The 18889-nt window shown below is 66.2% G+C and carries 14 protein-coding genes and 1 tRNA gene; 5 read left to right on the top strand and 10 right to left on the bottom strand.

Features of this window, described 5'->3' with window-relative positions; translation table 11 throughout:
• Positions 1–62: 62 nt before the first annotated feature.
• Both KW836_RS24370 and KW836_RS24365 read right to left on the bottom strand, forming a co-directional pair.
• Positions 63–1655, bottom strand: coding sequence for a sensor domain-containing diguanylate cyclase (locus tag KW836_RS24370; protein ID WP_218345008.1), 1593 nt, complete (start codon positions 1653–1655; stop codon positions 63–65).
• 11 nt (positions 1656–1666) lie between these two features.
• Positions 1667–2314 carry a TetR/AcrR family transcriptional regulator gene (locus tag KW836_RS24365; protein WP_175125552.1) on the bottom strand — a complete coding sequence of 216 codons (648 nt, stop codon included), beginning with the start codon at positions 2312–2314 and terminating at the stop codon, positions 1667–1669.
• A 114-nt stretch (positions 2315–2428) separates the two neighbouring features.
• Between KW836_RS24365 and KW836_RS24360 the strand changes: the two genes are divergently transcribed.
• From KW836_RS24360 to KW836_RS24350, 3 genes are all read left to right on the top strand, one after another.
• Positions 2429–3175: a 3-oxoacyl-ACP reductase family protein gene (locus KW836_RS24360; RefSeq protein WP_218345007.1), complete on the top strand. Its 747-nt coding sequence runs from the start codon at positions 2429–2431 to the stop codon at positions 3173–3175.
• 139 nt (positions 3176–3314) lie between these two features.
• A tRNA-Lys gene (locus KW836_RS24355) sits at positions 3315–3390 on the top strand.
• Between the two features lie 183 nt (positions 3391–3573).
• Entirely contained in the window at positions 3574–4518 is a 945-nt protein-coding gene (locus KW836_RS24350; protein WP_218345006.1) for a metallophosphoesterase, read from the top strand.
• Positions 4519–4532: 14 nt separating this feature from the next.
• Here the strand turns inward: KW836_RS24350 and KW836_RS24345 are convergent, their stop codons facing one another.
• Positions 4533–6446 carry a bifunctional diguanylate cyclase/phosphodiesterase gene (locus KW836_RS24345; RefSeq protein WP_218345005.1) on the bottom strand — a complete coding sequence of 638 codons (1914 nt, stop codon included), beginning with the start codon at positions 6444–6446 and terminating at the stop codon, positions 4533–4535.
• Positions 6447–6965: 519 nt separating this feature from the next.
• Here KW836_RS24345 and KW836_RS24340 point away from each other — a divergent pair.
• Positions 6966–8900, top strand: coding sequence for a bifunctional UDP-sugar hydrolase/5'-nucleotidase (locus tag KW836_RS24340; protein ID WP_218345004.1), 1935 nt, complete (start codon positions 6966–6968; stop codon positions 8898–8900).
• A gap of 123 nt (positions 8901–9023) precedes the next feature.
• Here KW836_RS24340 and KW836_RS24335 read toward each other — a convergent pair whose 3' ends face one another.
• Both KW836_RS24335 and KW836_RS24330 read right to left on the bottom strand, forming a co-directional pair.
• On the bottom strand, positions 9024–9293 hold the full coding sequence (locus KW836_RS24335) for a PAAR domain-containing protein (RefSeq protein WP_105237403.1): 270 nt from the start codon (positions 9291–9293) through the stop codon (positions 9024–9026).
• A gap of 20 nt (positions 9294–9313) precedes the next feature.
• Entirely contained in the window at positions 9314–9568 is a 255-nt protein-coding gene (locus KW836_RS24330; protein WP_255596194.1) for a hypothetical protein, read from the bottom strand.
• Between the two features lie 133 nt (positions 9569–9701).
• Between KW836_RS24330 and tssA the strand changes: the two genes are divergently transcribed.
• Positions 9702–10829, top strand: coding sequence for a type VI secretion system protein TssA (gene tssA / locus KW836_RS24325; protein ID WP_218345003.1), 1128 nt, complete (start codon positions 9702–9704; stop codon positions 10827–10829).
• 21 nt (positions 10830–10850) lie between these two features.
• Here tssA and KW836_RS24320 read toward each other — a convergent pair whose 3' ends face one another.
• The 5 genes from KW836_RS24320 to KW836_RS24300 all read right to left on the bottom strand — a co-directional run bounded on the left by KW836_RS24320 (position 10851) and on the right by KW836_RS24300 (position 18669).
• Positions 10851–11645, bottom strand: a complete 795-nt coding sequence (locus KW836_RS24320; protein WP_175125528.1) for an OmpA family protein — start codon at positions 11643–11645, stop codon at positions 10851–10853.
• Positions 11646–11648: 3 nt separating this feature from the next.
• Positions 11649–12632 carry a type VI secretion system-associated protein TagF gene (tagF, locus tag KW836_RS24315; protein ID WP_218345002.1) on the bottom strand — a complete coding sequence of 328 codons (984 nt, stop codon included), beginning with the start codon at positions 12630–12632 and terminating at the stop codon, positions 11649–11651.
• Positions 12629–16393, bottom strand: a complete 3765-nt coding sequence (gene tssM, locus KW836_RS24310; RefSeq protein ID WP_255596227.1) for a type VI secretion system membrane subunit TssM — start codon at positions 16391–16393, stop codon at positions 12629–12631. The genes tagF and tssM overlap by 4 nt, the downstream gene beginning before the upstream one ends.
• A 63-nt stretch (positions 16394–16456) precedes the next feature.
• Positions 16457–17818, bottom strand: coding sequence for a hypothetical protein (locus tag KW836_RS24305; protein ID WP_175139386.1), 1362 nt, complete (start codon positions 17816–17818; stop codon positions 16457–16459).
• Positions 17815–18669 carry a M15 family metallopeptidase gene (locus KW836_RS24300; RefSeq protein ID WP_105237410.1) on the bottom strand — a complete coding sequence of 285 codons (855 nt, stop codon included), beginning with the start codon at positions 18667–18669 and terminating at the stop codon, positions 17815–17817. Before KW836_RS24300 ends, KW836_RS24305 begins: the two co-directional genes overlap by 4 nt.
• Positions 18670–18889: the final 220 nt, after the last annotated feature.

The following is an 18889-nucleotide window of genomic DNA, read 5'->3' as shown; positions in this document are numbered from 1 at the left end:
TGACAGGAATATGCGGGCCGGCGTGACCGCAGACGTCCCCGTCCCGCCACGGCGCGTGACGGTCAGCCCCCGGGCATCAGTCGAAAGCCATCCGGCGCGGCTTCGTCGGCCGCGCACACCACATTGCGGCCATGGTTCTTGGCGTAGTAGAGCGCCTGGTCGGCGCGCTCGAATACCGCCTCGAGGGTCGCGCCTTGTTCCGGATAATGCGCTACGCCGGCCGAGATGGTGAGGGGGGCGGGTAGCGGCGTCGCCGCCGGCGTCGCCAACCGCGCGCGCAGCCGCTGCGCAATCGCGATGGCCGCCGCCATGCTGGCGCCCGGCAGCAGCATCACGAATTCTTCGCCGCCCGGCCGCGTCAGCACATCACCGCTGCGCGATCCCTCGCGCATCACGCCGGCCAGCGCCTGCAAGGCCTGATCGCCCGCCGCGTGGCCATAACGATCATTGATGCGCTTGAAGTGATCGATGTCGATCGCCACGATGGCGACCGGCGTGCCTTCGGCGCCCAGCAGCGCCAGCGCCTCATCCATGCCGCGGCGGTTCAGCAACCCGGTCAGCGTGTCGGTCGTGTTTTCGCGGCGCAGGTCGCTGAGCTTGTGATGAAACGACGCCAGTCCCATCAGCAGCGCGCGCCGCAATTGCGCGGCTTCGAAATACCACGAGCGCACGGCACGGATACGGTCCGCGGAATCGGGGTCCTGCATGCGCTTGGCAATGCTGGCCATCTGCCCCAATGGGCGTGCGATCCAGCGCGACAACAGCCAGATCAGCGCCACCGATAGCAGCAGCAAGGGCAGGGTGTTGCGGGCGGTGGCCATCAACAGGTCCGAAAGCGGGGCAAGCGTGCTGTCCACCGGCCGCTGCGCGATGATGCTCCAGCCGGTGCTGGGCACGGGCGCAAACCCGGCCAGCATGTCGCGGCCTTCGTTGTCGATGAAGCGCCGCTCCCCGGTCTCGCCACGCCGCGCCGAGGCAAAGGCTTCGTTGTCGGGGGCCGGCTTGCCAAGCTGCGCGCTGTTGGGGTGATAGATCAGCGTGCCCTTGCGGTCGATGACGTAGAGAAAGGAATCGTCGCGGTAGAAATGCTGGTCCAGCAGACGATCCAGCACGTTGTCTTCGTGCAGGTAAAGCGAGCCGGCGATGAAGCCGAGATAGCGGAAATCGCGGGAAAAAATCGGCTGGGTGTAAAGGATCTGCCAGCGGCCGTTGCTGGCCTGAAACGGCTCGCTGATCGTCGGCTGCCGGGCGGCGAGCGCCTGCTTGACCGCGTCGCTGACCAACTGATGTCCCAGCAATTGCGGATACGACGGCGACACCGCCAGCACCTTGCCTTGGGGTGATGAGACAAAGCTGGAATTGAAAAGCCCCAGCTGCTGCTCCTGCCGCCGCGTTTCCTCGGCCATGCTTTCGGGACGGCTTTCCATGCCGGCCAGCTCGTCGGCGCTGTAGGCGAGGTAGCGGCGAATGTCGTTCAGCAGCGCATCGGTGGTCAGCGCCAGCTTGGACGCATAGATGCGGTTCGTGTCCATGGCATTGCGCAGCAGCAGATCGCGTTGCACCAGATAGCTGGCATGCAGGCCGCCCGCAAGCACCACGACGATCGACAGCAGGCTGATCCACAGGATGAGACGCCGCAGGTCGACGCGGAACATGACGGCATCCGTCAGTTGCGGGCGCGGCCCGGTGGCACGCCGGACGGCGGCGGGGCGTCGCAGATCAGGGCGTCCCACGCGCGCATCGCCTGCCGGGCCACCGCCTGCAAGGTCTTGCGGCTGGCGCCGTCGCGCGCCTGGATGGACATGCCATGCAGCACCGTCGTGTAGAACGCGGCCAGCCCCTTCAAGTCCGCGCCGGCGGGCAATTCGCCTTGCGCGGCGCCTGCGTTCAGACGGGCGAGGATGCGGCTTTGCATCTCGCGCCGGTTGTCTCCCAGGAAATTCCCCACGCCAGGCTGGTTGTCGCAACCGGCGGGTGCGCCCAGCACGATCATGCAACCAGGCGGCAGGCCAGGGGCGGTGAAACGTTCGGCCGATGCCAGCAGCATGGCCTGCACCGCGTCGCGCGCCGTCGGCGCCGCCAGCAGCGCGCGACGCGCCGAGCCGCCCTCGGTCTCGCGGTAGAGCTCGACGGCTTCGCGGAAAAGACCTTCCTTGGACCCAAAGGCGCCGTAGAGGCTGGGCGAGTTGATGCCCATCGCTTCCGTCAGATCGGTCAGCGATGCCCCTTCATATCCCTTCGACCAGAAAACTTCCATGGCCTTTTGCAAGGCCTGGGCACGGTCGAAGTTCCGCGGGCGCCCACGTTCAGCCATGCCCGCGATTTTACTCGCGTCGCGTATTTTGTGTTGATCGATAAAAAATTGTTGACCGTGCCGCAAGGGCGCGGCGATGATATTTGTACCGATCACTACAAAACGAGGTTTCCCATGCAGAACTTGAACGGAAAAGTGGCGTTCGTCACGGGCGGCAGCCGAGGCATCGGCGCCGCCATTGTTCGACGCCTCGCCGCCGACGGCGCGGATGTGGCCTTCACCTATGTCAGCGCATCGTCCGCCGCGCCCGCCCGGGCGCTGGCGCACGAGCTGACGGCGCAGGGCCGTCTCGCGATAGCCATCCAGGCCGATTCCGCGGACGCCGCCGCGGTCAAGCGCGCCGTCGAAGACGCGATCCGTGAACTTGGTCCCGTCGACGTGCTGGTCAACAACGCCGGCATTTTTCTGGCCGGGCATGTCGCGGACACCAGCCTGGACGACTACGAGCGGACGATGGACATCAACGTGCGCGCGCCTTTCGTCGCCATCCAGACGGCGCAGGCCTCGATGCCGGATGGCGGCCGCATCATCAACATCGGCAGTTGCCTGGCCCCACGCGCGGGCCGCGCGGGTGTTGCGCTGTATGCCGCCAGCAAGTCCGCGTTGGTCGGACTGACGCAAGGCCTGGCGCGCGATCTGGGGCCGCGCGGGATCACGGTGAACGTCGTACACCCGGGTCCCATCGACACCGACATGAACCCGGCCGATGGAGACCGCGCGGCTGATCTGATTGCCGTATTGTCTTTGCCGCACTACGGGGAAGCGCAAGACATTGCGGGGATGGTCGCATTCTTGGCAGGACCGGAAGGCCGCTATGTCACGGGCGCGAGTCTGGCGGTGGATGGGGGGTACGCGGCCTGATGTGCTCGTATCTAAAACTTTTTCGCCACCCGACTTGCACAAACAAAAAAAGCCCCATATAATCTTTCTTCTTCGCAGCACACACATAACGAAACGCTACAGCGGCAACGCAGCAGCAGATCAAAGTGAGTGACTTGTAGGGCTGTTAGCTCAGTTGGTAGAGCAGCGGACTCTTAATCCGTAGGTCGAGTGTTCGAGCCACTCACAGCCCACCAGAATTCTTTGGCGGTACTTCTGGCAGTAACTGCAGCAGTACCCCAGCGCTAAGCCCACCGGAAACGGTGGGCTTTTTGCTTTGTGGGAATTTTGGCCGCAATGCTAACGTACTCCGGTTTCATCTCCTCAGCCTGCGAGCCGCATCTCGCAAGTCGGCAGGGGGATTGCAGGAAGGAAGACGCATGTACGACATCATCGGCGACATCCACGGCGAAGACCTGAAGCTTGAGGGGCTGCTGCGTTGTCTCGGCTATGTGCCGGCGGGCAAAGGCTACAAAGCCCCCCAAGGCCGGCAGGCAATATTCCTGGGCGATCTGGTGGATCGCGGCGCGGGGCAGCGGCGTGTCCTGGAAATCGTCCGCGCCATGATGGATGATGGCCAGGCGCTGTGCGTCATGGGCAACCACGAATTCAATGCCATCGGCTACGCCGTCGAAGACCCTCACCATCCCGGCGAGTTCCTGCGGCCCAATCGCGGCGACTCCGCGACGTGCCGGAAGAACCGCAAGCAGCACGGCGCCTTCATCGATCAGATAGGGGAAGGCAGCCCCGAGCATGCCGCCTGGGTTGCCTGGTTTCGCCAATTGCCGCCCTGCATGGACTTGGGCGGCATCCGCGTTGCGCATGCGTGCTGGGACGACCGTGCCGTCAAAGCGTTGACCGAAGCGGGTTGGGTGGCTGGCAAGTCATTGAATGACGCCATGCTGGTGGCCACGCATCAAACGGGCTCTGATCTGGAGCAAGCCAGGAAGCTGCTCACGTCGGGAATGGAATTGGCATTGCCTGACGGCCGCTACATCGAGGACAAGGAAGGGCACCGCCATCACCACGTGCGCCTTGCCAATTGGCGCGATTGGGCGGGTGCCCTGCATGAGGTCGCTTTGGTGCCGGCCGGCCAGGAAGAGCAGATCCGCGGCTTGGCATTGCCCGAGGGCTTCAACCGGACGCCCATCACCGGCGCGCCCGTGTTCATCGGCCACCATTGGTTCAAGGGGCAGCCCAAGATCGAGAGCGGGAAGCTCGCCTGCCTGGACTGGTCGGCCGCAGCCGGCGGTCCGCTGGTGGCGTACCGCTGGGATGGCGAGGACACGCTGTCCAATGACAAGCTGGTCTGGGAAAGGGAATAGCGCCGCGACGGCTTTCAAGCCATGATCCGCAGCGCCGTCTCGATCCCGAACGTCTGCGCAAACTGCTGCGCCGCCATCGGCTTTCCGAACAGATACCCCTGACCCTCTTCGCAATGCTCGGCCTGCAGCCGTTCGCGTTGCGCATCCGTTTCGATGCCTTCGGCGATGGTGTTCAGGTCAAAGCTGCGCGCCACATCCAGAATGGCCCGGACCACCGTGGCGTCCTGGTTCGATTCCAGTATCCCGCTCACGAACGATCGATCGATCTTGATGCGCGTGATCGGATGGGTCTTCAAAAGGCTCAGCGAGGCATACCCCGTGCCGAAGTCGTCGAATGAAATGCCCACGCCTTGGGCGCGCAGGCGCTGCAGCGTTTCCAAGACCGTGTCGTCGCTGTTCAGCACGATGTTCTCGGTGATCTCCAGTTCCAGCGCCTCGGCCGGCAGGCCGTGCCGGGCGAGGGTTTGCGCAACTTCGGCCGCCAGGTCGCCCTCGCGGAATTGCACGCCAAAAAGGTTCACGGCGATGCGAAAGTCGTGCAGGCCGCTGCGTCGCCAGAACGCGGCCTGACTGCACGCTTCATTCAGCACCCATGACCCGACCGTGCCCGCCAAGGGCCCGCCTTCCAGCGACGGCAGGAAGACGCCCGGCGCCAGCAGACCCAGTTGGGGATGGCGCCACCGCAGCAGCGCCTCGGCGCCCGTCAGTGCGCCCGTCGCCAGATTGATCTGCGGCTGATAGAAGAGCTGGAATTCGCCCTTGGCGACCGCGCGGTGCAGCTCCATGCCGTAGAGGCGCCGCGCCACGGCCTCCAGGCGCAGGTTGGGGGCGAAGACAGAGATGCGGCCGCGGCCCACCGCCTTGGCTTTGACCAAGGCGAGATCGGCGTTGCCCACCAGTTCCAGCGCTTCGTGCGCATGCAGCGGGGCCAGAGCCACGCCGCAGCTCGCCGTCAGGCGCAGCTCTTGCCCCTGGACCGAAATGGGGTCGGCGAAGCGCGCCAGCGCCTGTTGCGCCAGTTCCATTGCCTGTTTCAGGTCGCCGACTTCGTGCTGCAGAATGGCGAATTCGTCGCTGCCCAGGCGGGCCACCGTGTCGCACGGACCCGCGATGCCGTCCAGGCGCGCCGCGAGTTCCCGCAGGATCGCGTCGCCCACGGCATGGCCCATCGTGTCGTTGATGTCCTTGAAACCGTCCAGATCCAGCATCAGGATGGCGGCGGCACACGGATGCGCCAGCACTTCCTCCACGCGCCGGTAGAACACCCCGCGGTTCGCAAGGCCCGTCAGGGGATCGAAACTGGTGAGTTTGCGCGCGTCGTCGTCATGGCGCGTGTGGGGGTGGGCCGCCCCGGGCCGTGGGGTGGGGCTGCGCTTCGTCCTCTGTGCGCCCGCAGGCAGTTCGGCCCGCGCGCGGGCGCGTTCGGCGCTGACTTCGACACGCCGCAACTCCAGCCGGTCGGCCGCCATGCGGGCCAGTTCGCGCAGCCGTTCCTTGTCGTCCTCGCTGAAATCGGCGTGCGGTTCCGTGTCGATGACGCACAGCGCGCCGAGCGGATGGCCGTCCGGTGAATTCAGGGAAACGCCGGCATAGAACCGGATGCCGGCAGGGCCCGCGACGAGCGGATTGTCGTGGAAGCGTTCGTCCAGGCGCGCATCTGGCACGACCATGACGTCGTCCTGCAAGACCGCATGGGCGCAGAAAGAGACGTCACGGCGCATGTCGGTGTCGCCGACGCCGATGCTGGCCGCGAAAAACACATGCTCGCTGCCGACCATGTTGATGGCCGACACCGGCATGTTGAACATGCGCGATGCAATGCGCACGACCGGGTCCAGGCTGGGCAGCGGACGCTGCGGATCCAGTCCGTATTCCGACAGGGCGCGCAGCCTCTCGGTTTCGGTCGGCAAAGGTGGGGGGCATTTCATCTACAGCCTCCTTTCTGTTTCTCCTTGTGCTGCGCCGTCTGGTTCCCCCGGCGTTGCGCGGGCAAGCCGCGGAACTGTCCACCACCTTGCTGCGCCGCCATTGCGGGTGACGCAGCGGATGGTGTCGCCCATTCAAAGCGGTCTGTTATGCCTTACAGCGAAACCGGCGCCACATTGCCGGAAGCGCCGGTGGAAGAACCAGTTTTCGAAGTGTGACTTGCCTGAAAAGTTTCGGAAGATGAATCTGTAACTGATTGTTCCGATGTATGAATTTATCGCACGAACCTTCGTTTTTCCAGTGCGGGATGTGTTTTCAGATGCGCACATGGCCGGCCGGATGCGGCCTGTCCGTGTTTGCGAATAGCCACTCCCGTTACACCAGCTACGCGTCAAAAGCATGTCCGGACGCGAAAAATCGACCATTTTCTTGCGCGGAAGGTTTTCAGCTCGCATTCATCGTTGCGTCATACGCGGCAAACAGAATGCGGGCCTCGAATAGCCTCCACGGGAAAAAGGAACATGAAGCACTGGAATCGGAATGCGCTGGCCTGCGCAATGATGAGCGCAATGGCGCTGCTTGCCGGCTGCGGCGGCGACAACGACAACGACAACAGCAGCGACCCCGAAACGCCGCCCGTTACCGAACCTCCCGTGCAGGCGCGTCCGCTTGAGCTGACGATCCTCCACATCAATGACCATCACTCCACGCTGGACGGCAAGGACCGGACGCTGACCCTGAAGAACGCGGCGGGCGCCGATACCGAAGTGACCGTGTCCGCCGCCGGCATGCCGCGCGTGAAGGCCGCCATCGACCAGTTGGCCGCGAATTCTCCGAACGTGCTGAAGCTGCACGCGGGCGACGCGCAGACCGGCACGCTGTACTTCAACCGCGCCGGCGAGCCGGGCGAGGCCGATGCCGCGCTGATGAACACGGTCTGCTTTGACGCCATGGCCGTGGGCAACCACGAGTTCGACAAGGGCGACGATGGCCTGAAGCGCTTTGTCGACTTCCTGCACGCCGGCGCCTGCCAGACGCCGGTCCTGAGCGCGAACGTCAACTTCGGCGCGAGCTCGCCGCTCAAGGGCACCGACCTGATCAAGCCCGCCATCGTGGTGGAACGCGATGCCCAGAAGATCGGCATCGTCGGCCTGACGATCGCCAGCAAGACCAAGGAATCGTCCAGCCCCAACGCGGACACGACGTTCACCGACGAAACCGTGGCCGCGCAGGCGCAGATCGACGCCCTGCGCGCCAATGGCGTCAACAAAGTGATCCTGCTGAGCCACATCGGCTACGGCTACGACAAGGAAGTCATTGCCAAGTTGAGCGGCGTGGACGTGGTGGTGGGCGGCGATTCGCACACGCTGCTGGGTCCGGACGCGATGAAGACGATGGCCGTGGGCACGCCGGGCGGCGCCTATCCGACCCGTCTGGCCGACAAGGACGGCAAGCCCGTCTGCCTGGTGCAGGCTTGGGAATACTCGCAAGTCGTGGGTGAACTGAAGGTCAGCTTCGACGCCAACGGCGACGTCACGAACTGCGCCGGCACGCCGCACGTGCTGATCGACACCGACTACCGCGTCAAGTCGGGCAGCACCCTGGTTGCGGCCTCCGATGCCGATCGCGCCGCCTTCAAGGCCGGGGTCGCAGCCAGCGGCTTCCTGCGCGAACAGACGCCAGACGCCGCCGCATTGTCGGTGCTGCAACCTTTCAAGGCCAAGATCGACAGCTTCAGCAAGACCAACGTCGCGCAGGTGCCTCTGGAACTGTGCTTCCGCCGCATTCCAGGTCCCACGCCCGCCAGCAATGCAGCCAGCCCCGCCTGCGAGAGCGAAGGCAACGTCGCCCTGCGCGGCGGCGACATCCAGCAGTTGGTGGCGCAAGCCTATCTGGACGTGGCCAATGCCGAGTACGGCGGCGCCGACATGACCCTGCAAAGCGGTGGCGGTGTGCGCCGCGCGCTGAACGGCACGGTGACGGCCGCCGACGTGATCGCCGTCGTGCCGTTCGGCAACATGCTGTGGCGCCTGGATCTGACCGCCAACGAGGTCAAGTCCATGATCGAGGATGGCCTGGACGCGACGTACAAGCCGGGCGGCAAGGACGGCCCTTACCCCTACGCGGCCGGCCTGCGTTGGGATGTGACCGCGTCCAACGCCAAGGGCAGCCGCGCCAGCAACTTCCAGTACCTGGACCAGGCCACCAGCACGTGGCTGCCGCTGGATAATGCGCGCACCTATCGCCTGTTCGTGCTGAGCTTCAATGCCACCGGCGGCGACGGCTACACGACGCTGGCCAACGTGCCGGCCGAGCGGCGCTCGGACATCGGTGTGCTGGACGCGGATGTGTTCCAGGCCTACATCGACATGCAGGTGAAGGATTCGGGCACCGGCCTGCCTGTCTTGAACCGCATCGACAACGACCGGTACAGCACGCACAACTGGCAGCAGTAATCGTCAATCCGGCAGGCCGGAACGCCGGTCCTGCCGTGCCGTTGGCGGGTCCCCGATGCGGGGGCCCGCCTTCGCGCCTTCTGAATACGCGCTCGGCCTCGCGCCAGGCGCGTGGCCCGTCGCTCAACCGTATTCCAACTGATAGAAATGCTGGCTGGCGATCAGCGTGGCGCCGCACGACGTGCGCATGCCTTCCAGCGCGGTGAGGCGGTCCGAGCCGACGTTCTGCACGCCTTCGACGATGGTGTGGGTGTCGCCGCATTTGGGGCAGGTGACGCGATCGCCGACGCGGGCCATCGGCTGCCCGAAGATGACGACGGTTTCGTCGCCGGTCACGACGACGCCGCCGTGCGACGTTTTATCGCCCTTGCGGATGACGGAGCGTTGGGACATGGTGCGCGCCAAGTATGTGTTTACAGATACGTGCCGTCCGGCGCCAGCCGTGCCGGGCCCACCACGAATGTTCCATCCGGCGCCATGCGCACGGGACCGCCGCCGCCTTTGTAGCTGCCGTCGGGGGCGCGTTGCGGCGTGCCGGCCACGTAGGTGCCGTCCGGGGCGCGGGTGATCGGACCTTCTCCACCGACGATGGTGCCGTCGGGCGCGCGGCGCGGGGCGCCGGCGATGAAGTGCCCGTCGGGCAACATGCGGATCGATTTCGTCGTCATGAGTGCTCCTTGATCGGAGCGCAAATCATAGCGAAGCATCGTGACGCGCTTTGTAATAGGACGTGTCATCTTTGAACGTCCTGCGTAAACGGTTGTGGGATGATTTGCGCCTACTTACATATGCTCCGCGCCCATGACCGACATCAACGCCCTGTTGCTTCCGATCCCCGGCGACGCGCCTTGCGGCGTCGACCTGGTGTTTTCGCCCGAGTTCGACGCGATCCGCGAGGCGCGCCGGCATGACGATCCCCAACTCGACCAAGGCGATTGGGTCATCGACCTGAAAGAGGCCGACTGGCCCGAGGTGGCGCGCATCTGCTCGACGGTGCTGCGCGAGCGCAGCAAGGACATCCGCATCGCGTCGTGGCTGGCGGAAGCCTGGGCCAAGACGCGCGGGTTCGCGGGGCTGCGTGACGGCTATCTGCTCATCGACGGGCTGTGCCGCGATTATTGGGAAGGGCTGCATCCCGTGCCGGAAGACGGCGACGTGCAGCAGCGCGTGGGCAATCTGGCGTGGCTGCTGTCGCGATCGCAGCAGCTGATCGGCGAGATTCCGCTGACCCAGGCCGATGGCGCGCGCTACGGCGCGGTGCTGTGGGAGGCGGCGAGCCAACTCGCCAACGCCGTCAAGCGTACGCCGGACAACGCCAATGAATTGACGCGCGGCAAGCTGACGCTGGACCGCTTCGACGCCGCGCGGCGCGATACGCCGCCGTCGTTCTATTCCGAGCTGGACACGCAGCTCGAAGGTTGCTCGCAGGCGCTGGCGCAACTGGAGCGCACGCTGGACGAGCGGCTGGGCGACGAAAGCCCGGCGTTCTCCCGTGTGCGCGAGTCGCTGCGCAATGTCACGGAACTGGTGCACCGCTTTGCGCGCGACGCGGGCCTGCTGGTCCGTGCCGACCTGGCGGCCGCGCCGCCGCCCGCGGCGTCCACACCCGCCGTTCCCGTTCGAGTGGAGCCCACCTTGCCCCCCGCCGATCACTTTCCCGCAGTCGATACGCCCGCGCATGGCGCGCCGCCGGCCGCCGTGCGCGGTCCGATCCAGAGCCGCGAACAGGCGCTGGCGCATTTGCGCGAGGTGGCCGATTTCTTTCGCCGCACCGAGCCGCACAGCCCGGTCGCCTACCTGGCCGACAAGGCCGCAAGCTGGGGCGAGATGTCGTTGCACCTGTGGCTGCGCACGGTGGTCAAGAACGACGAGACCCTCTCGGGCCTGGAAGAACTGCTTGGCATCAAGAAGGCCGGCGAGGGCAGCTGAGGCGGCCCTCGGCGCGCGGCCTCAGCGCGCCGCGCGGAATTCGATCCGCCGGTTTTTGGCGCGGCCTTCGGGCGTGGCGTTCGTGGCCACCGGCTGATCGGGGCCGGCGCCCATCGCCTCAAAGCGCGATGCCGGCAAACCCTTATCGACCAGATAATCCCGCACCGCGTCCGCGCGCGCCTGGCTGAGCGCCAGGTTGGTGCTGCGGCTGCCTGAACTGTCGGTGTGGCCGATGATCTGGATCTTGTCGGCACGCAGCTTCGGCACGGCATCGGCCACCCGGTCCAGCAGCTCTCGGCCGCGTGCGGTCAGGCGCGTGCTGCCCGTCTCGAACTCCACCACGCGATTGCTGAGCAGGTTGTCCAGCACGTCCTGCTCGTCCTTGTCCGCCGACACGCGCAGGCCGTTGACGATCTTGTAGGTGGGATTGAGCGAGGTGGCGAAGGTGCTGGCGATCTGCTGGCGCGAGGCTTCGTTGTCCACCTCGCCGCGCAGCCGGATCTGCGTGCCGTCGATTTCCAGCTGTCCGCGGTTGATCTGCTTGAGCGGACTGTCCAGCAGCTTGCCGACGTGTTGCGACCAGTTCGGCGGGGCGACGACGCCGCCCACGTCGATGCGGTCGATCACATTGCCCACGCCATACACCTTTTGCAGCCGTTGCAGCACGTCGGCCTTGGTGGCTTCGTCAGGCACCGCGCCGCTGGCGACCACCTGGCCGGGTTGGGGGATGACGTTGGCGGGAACGACCGTCGCCGCGTCCTGGGCATGCGCCGCCCAGGAGCAGGCCGCGGCCAGGACCAGAGTGAGTGTGCGCATGTCCTAGGCTCCGATGAAGACTTCGCGGTAGGTCTCCAGCGCCTGGCGCAGGGACAGCCGCTGTTGATCCAGATAGCTCGACAGCTTGGCCAGGCCGTGGCTGGCGCTGACGTGGTCGCGCACCCAGGGGGCGGCGTCCAGCATGATGTAGTGCTGCGACAGCGTCTGCGGCGTCGACAGCAGGGTGGCCAGCGTCTGCGGTGACGCGCCGCGAAACCCCACCACCAGCCGGTGCTTGCCCGCGATATGGCCGATGAACATGGCGATCTCGAAGTCGGCGCGATTCAGGAAGGGCGCGATCAGCGTCATCCAGTACGTTGCCACCAGATTGATGTAGAGCGGGTCGTCGGGCAGCGGCAGCGCCAGTCCGGTGTCCAGCTGCGACGAGCCGCTGGACATGACCGGCGTCAGCAGTATTCCCAGCGCCAGCACGATGTCGTGCATGTTGGCGGCGTGGCCGTTGCTGCGCAGCATCGCTTCCACGCGCTCGAGCGTCTGCAGGTCGATGAAGGCGTCAAAGCCGTCGTCGGCTGCGGTGCGGATTTCGCCTTCCAGGCCGTTCAGGGTCTGCAACGCATCGGCGGGGTCGCCTTCCTGCATGAGCTGCGACGCGGCAGCCCCCATGCGGTTCCACATCCGGCTGAAGGCCAGCGGACTGCGCGCAATGAAGTCCAGCGGGCGCGATACCTCGACCGAGGTCGCGCTGATGAACGGGAAGCGCCGTCCGGACAGGTCGCGGCTGGGCTGCAGATGGCCCGCGATGGCCAGCTTGCCGCGCGAACCCAGCACCGCGAAGGGCACCGGCTGCGCCTCGTCGTACAGCGTCTTCCAATGCGGATCCTGCGCCAGGATCTCCATGGTGTTGGCGACCCAGGCGTCCAGCGTCGCCATCAACTGCGGGTGCGAGGTGTTCTTCACGAAGTCGCCACGCGACGGAATCTTGCCGAAGTAGGCCGTGCGGAAAATGGGGGACTGCGGATTGCTCATTGCTGCACTCCGGCAGCCGTCGAGGCGACGGAAGGTTGAGGGGAGGAGCCCGCGACCGTGGCGGGCAGACGCAGGTTGCGCAGGCCCTGGCTGCCGGGCTCGGCGCCGCCTGCGCTGGCCGCCTGGGTATTGCTGATGATGCGCAGGCGGACCGGGACGGTGATGTTGGACTTGGTCCAGCTCATCTCGAAGCTGCCGTCCTGATTGGGCTTGCGCTGGGCGCCCGAGATCAGGCGTTCCAGGCCGAAGCGGCCGGGCTCGTTCACGATTTCGACCACCGTGCCGTCAAAGGCGGTGGCGGTGATGCGCGCGCCGGGTGCGCCCTGCGCGTTGGGCCACACGAAGTTGACCCATTGCGGCGGCGTGTTGCGGTAGCGCAGTTGCTGGCCGTCGATCTCGATCGTGTACTCGGTGACGCCGCCCGCGGGCTTGGGCTGGATCTGGAACAGCGTCTGCGGCTGGCTGGCCGCGCCTGATCCGGCTGCGCCGCCCGACAGCGGCGCCACCCATTGCGCGAAGTTCGCGGTGAACGACGGCTGCAGGTCGATGCCCATGTCGCCCCACGTGCGGGCCGTGAGGATGTCGCCGCGGCGCACGGTGAGCGGGCCCAAGGTCTCATTGACGTACTTGGCGATGCTGCCCTGCGGACCGAAGACCTGCGCGATCTCTTCGCTGCTGGCCTCGATGCCGGCCTTGGTCGAGAACGGATACTTGTCCGCCAGGTTCTGCGTGAAGCCCTGATAGACCTGCGCGTTCCAGACCTTGTTCAGCTCGGTCTGCGCGGGTTGCATGGCGACGGCGTAGCCCTGGATCAGCGGCCGCACCAGCAGCGGGCGCAGCGTCTCGCGCTGTGCCGGCGTCAGACCGGCAAGCATCTGCTCGTCCACCAGCTTGAGCGCGTCCGCCAGTTCGGAGTCCTTGCCTTCCAGCGTCTGGCGCATCAGCAGCAGGGCGCCCGGGCCGGGATCGCCCTGGTTGTTGATCAGGTTGAAGCGCGTCCGGATCTTGGACAGGGCGTTCATGTAATTGCCCAGCAGCGACTGGTTGTCGCGTTGGACCACCAGGCGCGCCACGTCGGAGAATTCGCGTCCCACCGGGCCCATCGGGATCTGCTCGCCGCCGGGCGCCGCCTCGGCCGGCTTGGGCTGGCCCTGGCGCAGGATCACGCGCTTGAACCAGGCGACGACGCCCGTCTGCGCCTGCGTGATGCCGGTGTTGATCAGCGACGGGTTGTCCCACGAGGTCTGTTCATACGTGGTGTTGATGAGCTTGACCAGCGGCGAGTTTTGCGGATCGCCCAGGCGGTTCATGCCTTGCACCGCCTGATCGAAACTGGTGAAGGGCTTGATGGTGACCCCGCGCAGCATCTTCTGCCATTCCTGCGCGTATTCGGTCTTGTACATCGTGGCCAGGCTCTTCTGGATCTGCTCGGGGCTGCCTTCCAGCGTGAGATCGTCGCGCGCGTTCACGCCCAGCACCCAGTCGCTGGTCTGCACCTCGCGGCGCGCGGCTTCGCCGATGGCCGGCTCGATGTATTGCTCCCAGGCCTCGCGCGTGAACGTGCCCGGCACGGCGTAGCTGCCCGCCACGACCGCGGCATCGGCCTCGCCCATGATGCGGGCGACGGTCATCGCGGGGAAGCGCGTGGCGGCGCGCGCCTTCAGCGTGGCATAGGCGCGCTCGCGCGCCGGCATGCCCTGCATCACGCTGCGCAGGTTGCCGCGTGTGCGTTCCACCATGGCCAGATTGGTTTCAATCTGCGGCCAGTCTGCATCGGCGGCACGCGCCACGTAGAACGAGATCAGGCGCTCGGCGCTGCGGATCAACTGGTCGCGCGGCATCGCGCCCCGGTTGGTTTCCAGCCATCCGCGCCAGAATCGGGTGATCTGGTCGGACAGATGCGTGGGATCCACGTGTTCGCGGTTTGCCATCATCAGGTACGTCTTGAGCGCGTTGTAGGCGTCGTCGACGTTGGTGGGCGAGGCGTCCTGGAACAGCGTGTTGCCGGCATTGGCGCTCACCGGCTGAGCCTGCGGCGGCGCCGTACGCGGCGCGCCGCCCGCGGCCGCCTGCGACACGTCCACGCGGCCCAGATAGTCTTCCAGGCTGGCCTTGACCGGCACCAGCATGAACTGGCGCAGACCGTTGTAGTACTCGGCCAGCAGGCGCTGCTTGAGCACGTCGCCCTGGTACAGACCCAGCCCCAGCGATAGCGGGCGGCTCGTCGAATAGCGGTCCAGCTGCTCGATGCGGTCCTGCAGGATCTCCATGGCTTCCAGGCGGCTCTGCAGATCGGTGCGTTCGCTTTGCAGGCGCACCACCTTGTCCAGATCCGCCTGCACATTGCTGGCCAGTTGCCGGTTGCCCAGATACGACCAGCTCCAGCCGCCCAGCACCAATCCCAGCGCCAGCACCAGGCCAAAGAAGGTCAGGTAGCGCATGCGGACCTTGTTGGGGCTGGCGTGCTGGCGCACCAGCTTCTTGTCGGCAAAGATGACGTTGGAGAACAGGTCGCGCAGGAAGAATCCGTTGTGCGACGTTACGCTGCGCGCCGCTTCGCGCGAGGCCGGCCGCAAGCCGAAGCGCGCCGCGAGCTTGTCGGTGGAGGTGCTGCGCGACGCGCCTTCCTGCAATGCGCTGGTGAAGTAGAAGCCCCGGAATACAGGCTTGTACTGGAACGGGTTCGTCTCGAACAGCGTGGACAGGAAGGTGCGCAGCGCCGGCTTGATGCCCGCGAATTCCAGCGGGAAGGTCAATAGCCCCGGCGGCAGGGCCGCATTGCGGCGCAGCGAGATCTGGGCCGTGCCCATTTCCTTCAGGCCTTCATACAGCTCATCGAAGCGCTCGTCGAACAGCGTCAGCACGTCGCGGCTTTCGTCCGCGCCGTACGGCAGCGTCGCGCCCCAGACCCGGTCACGCTCGCGCGCGTCGGCATCGGCGAAGAATTCGGAAAAGCCTGCAATCAGGTCAGCCTTCGTGAAGATCACATAGACCGGCGCAAACACTTCCAGCCGGTCGGTCAGTTCCTGCACGCGCTGGCGCAGGTTCTTGGCCAGGTTGATAGCGAATTCGGGGCCCGCGTCCGTCAGCTCGCTGATGCTGGCCGCCACGATGATGCCGTTGATCGGCGCCTTGGGGCGATGGCGCTTGAGCAGGTCCAGAAAGCTCATCCACTCGTTGCGGTCTTCTTCGTGCACCGAGTAGCGGCCGGCGGTGTCCAGCAGGATGCCTTCGGTGGTGAAGAACCAGTCGCAGTTGCGGGTGCCGCCCACGCCGCGCACGGCGGCGCCGTTCTTGTCGGCAAACGGAAACTGCAGTCCCGAATTGATGACGGCGCTGCTCTTGCCCGCCGCGGGGTTGCCGATGACGATGTACCAGGGCAGTTCGTACAGCGCCTCGTTGCCGGAGGTCTGGCCGATCTTGGAGGTCTTGATGGTGCGGACCGCCTGCGTCAGCCGGGTGCGCAGCGCCTCGATTTCGCTGCGGTTGGCGGCAGGGCTGGCGGCCGCGCCCGTCTGCACCTGCTGTTCCAGCATGTCGCCCAGCTGCTGGTTGGCCCGCCGCGTCCGGCGCCGGCGCCAGAGATAGACGCAAAGCCACAGAAGCAGCAGCACGCCCAGCGCCGCGCCGGCCCAGGTCATGGCGATCTGCATCGTGTCGGCGAACAGGAACAGGAAGACGATCAGCGCGATCAGGCCGATGAGCATGAAGGTGCGTGGGTTGGCGAATACGCGTCCACTCCAATAGCGCACGTCGCTCATGGCGCTGGAAAATCGAGAAAGCAATCCTGATGGGCTACGCATGGTTTTCGCTTTTGTTTTGGGTCAGGCGGTGGCGCTGGCGGCCGGTCGTGAGACCAGCGCGGCGGCGCGCAATGCGGGGTCTTGCAGGGTAAGGGTCAGCACGGGCTGGTCGAATTGCAGGCACGTTTCGCAGGCCACGGCCAGCGTCAGCAGCGAAGCCGCCGCGCCCGTGTGGCCGCAAGTCATGCCGACGGCCTGGCAGTCCTTTGCGGCATCCAGATGGTCGAAAACCTGCGATGCCACGTTCAGCGGCTCAAGCGGACGGGCGCCGCGGTGATCGCCATCGCTGACGATGTGGCCGACGGCGCCGGGCTCCACGGCGGCGGCTTGCAGCAGGTCGCGCGCCAGGTCCGCCAGCGGCGCTTCGGCGAGGGCGCCGCGCGCGTCGGCTGATTTCTGCCGTTGCAGCATCGGCGACAGCGTGACGTGGAATTCGGCCTGCGCATCGGGCGGCGCCAGCAGCAGGCCGGCGGCGGCTTCGCCCGGGACACGGCCCTGCGGATTGGCGTGCGTCAGCAACGTGGCCAGGCCGTCCCAATGGGCGACCTGCTCGGCGTCGATATAACCATCCCCGGCCAGCACGATGCGCCATTGCGGTTCGGCGCGGGCACTAGCTGACTCGGCGGCAATCTGGCGCAGCAGGTGGTCAGTGGCCATGCCGTCGCGTGCGGGATGTTCGGTGGTGTGGATGCGCGCATCGGGCCACGCCCCCGCAGCCGACCGCACTGCCGCGAGCGCGCGGTGGCGCGCCGCTTCGGACCACGCCGCCGGCACGACCACGTCGAAGTGCAGGCGGGGCCAGTCCGCTTCGCGCGCGGGCACGTCCAACTCGGTTGCGCGCGCGTGCGCCTCATGCGTCAGCACCTGTGCGACATCGGCCAGCATGGCCGTCACACGCAACGTGGCGGTGGCCAAGGCGTCAGCGGGCGCGCCCCGGTCCCGCGCGGCGGCATACAGCGCCATGTCGTCCATGCCGGCCACGCGCGCGGCGAAAATCGGATAGCCCTGCGGCGTCTTCAGTTCCGCATCGAGTTCGGGCCGCTTCTGCTCGGCCAGCGCTTCGGCGATCGCCGCGACATTCTCGCCCGGCGCGGCGCGCGCGGCGGCTGCGATCAGCCGCAGCGCAGCGGGCCGGGCCGGCGCGTCGGATGGCGCTTCCGTCTGCGCCTGTGCGGGCGCCGCCTTGGGCGCGCGGGCAGCACGCACCATGCGCGCCCCGATCCAGATCGCGGCCAGGATGGCCAGCGGCAACGCAAACAGGTACAACCCGATGTCGACGCCGGTGGGCAGCGTGCGCGACTCCTGCCACCAGATGATGACGGCCAGCCACACCACGGCGAACAGGGCCAGGACAAGCCCGCCTTTCTTCAGCACGCGAATCATTGTTTCGCGGCCTCCCGTGCGCGTTGCATGACGCCGGGGCGGCGCAGCTCCACGTGGCCGAAGTCCATCATCTTCCAGCGTCCGCCCCAGGTCAGGCCGACGAGCTCGGCGGTCTCGCCGAACAGCTCATAGCCGCGCATGGCCCAGGGGTCTTTTTCCGAAATCACGATCTTGCCGTCGCGATAGAACGCGCTGTCCGCGGCCAGACCGAACTGGTGATAGCTCTGGAAGGCGCCGGCGTTCGTCACGTGCGACCCCATGCCTGCCAGTTCATCCTGCCGCTCGGGACTGCGGTAGCCCTCGATCAGGGTCATTTCATAGCCGTGCTGTTCGCGCATGATGCGATAGGCCAGCAACAGCCGCTGGCGGAAATCGGCATCCAGCAGATCCCAGTTGCGGCTGGCGCCGCCCAGCTTCGGACGCACCTGTTCGACTTCGCGGGTGGTGAATGCTTCAGGGGGCAGGGCGGCGGGCGGAACCAGTCTTTCGCCCTCGAGCAATGCCTGGATTCGGCGGTCCGGACCGCTGGTTGAGGCGCTGTAAACGAATGTGTGATTGTGTCGCATCAAGAAAGCAAACAGTGACGGAAGCAATACAACTGTCAGCCCGATTGCGACCTGCCACCGGTACCTTCCGACCCACTCGAACGAGGCGCCGAACCCTTTTCTTATCGCGCCGGCCGTGCCGCCCACGGCGCCGCCGGCCTGGTTCGCGCCACGCGTCGCGCCCCGTGCCACGCCCGCTACGCAGGCGCGCATCCCCCGCACGGCGCCTTGGCGCAGTGCGGGAAAAAACAGGAGAGCGGAGACGCCCACCGCCAGCAAGAAATACAGGGGCAGAAGCAGCAACAAGGCAGGTCCCTCATGTGAAGGCGTAATCTTTTGTTTTATCCGCGCATGAGGCAAGCGATCCGGCGTTGCAAACCGCGTCGGAGGCTTAGAAATCGTAACAAGAATCGGTGTCTGAAAGGGGTCGATCAGGTATTCTCGGCGGGCTTGGTTACAGGGGGGCTGCACACGCCTCCTGCTGACACGGGAACCCGCATGGCAGAAGAGAAAGAACAAGCTCGCC

It is taken from the genome of Achromobacter sp. ACM05, assembly GCF_019218915.1.
GTDB classification, from domain to species: Bacteria; Pseudomonadota; Gammaproteobacteria; order Burkholderiales; family Burkholderiaceae_B; genus Achromobacter; species Achromobacter animicus.
This window is presented reverse-complemented; position numbering and strand designations above follow the sequence as displayed.